The organism is Prosthecodimorpha staleyi (assembly GCF_018729455.1).
Taxonomy (GTDB): domain Bacteria; phylum Pseudomonadota; class Alphaproteobacteria; order Rhizobiales; family Ancalomicrobiaceae; genus Prosthecodimorpha; species Prosthecodimorpha staleyi.
On the sequence record NZ_JAHHZF010000042.1, the window covers coordinates 1 to 857 of the forward strand.

Sequence of the window (857 nt, forward strand, 5' to 3'; positions counted from 1 at the left end):
CTAGGACCTGTTGACAAATAGGATTCCGTTCTTCGACCTCCCGTGATTCAAGGTTGCCTTCGAGAGGAGGCAGTCGTGATTCGGGACCTGATGGGCGACGAGGAGTGGGCGTTCTTCGAACCGTTCGTGACGATGCGTGGCGCGCATAGTGGACGGCGCCCCCGCGACCATCGCCAGGTCTTGGATGGGATCTTCTGGATCGCTCGGACCGGAGCGCAGTGGCGCGATCTGCCGGAGAACTTCGGCAAGTGGTCATCAGTGTATCGGCAGTTCCGACGCTGGACCCTGGCCGGTCTCTGGGATCTGCTTCTGGAAGCGCTGAACGACACCGAAGGGGTCGGCGAGACGGTTCAGATGATCGACAGTACCGTCGTCCGGGCGCACCATTGCGCCGCCGGGGCAAGGGGGGGACTCCGAGACAGGGTCTCGGCCGCTCGCGAGGTGGCTTCTCGACAAAGATTCACCTCCGCGCCAACGGCATAGGCCTGCCCATAGCGGTGGAGATCGCTCCCGGCCAGGCCTCCGACTACACAGGCGCCGTACCCCTGCTCGACGCCGATGGACCCAAGCCGGGGGTCGTCATTGCCGATCGCGGATACGACGCCGATCACCTGCGAGAGACCATGCAAGCCCGATCGATCACTCCGGTCATCCCGACCCGTCGGAACCGCAGGCTCCAATTGGCGATCGACGACCACATCTACGCCCTCAGGAACCGCATCGAGCGCTGCATCAACAAGCTCAAGAACTCGCGCCGCATCGCCACTCGATACGACAAAACCGCGGCCAGCTACCTCGGCTTCGTCCAGATCGCAGCCATCCGCCTCTGGATACGGGCATTTGTCAACAGGGCCTAG

General features: G+C 63.1%; 1 pseudogene. It reads left to right on the forward strand.

The features are described 5' to 3' along the window. Positions 1–90 precede the first annotated feature (90 nt). Positions 91–857 (forward strand): annotated as a pseudogene (locus KL771_RS28245) (IS5 family transposase); the annotation flags it as partial.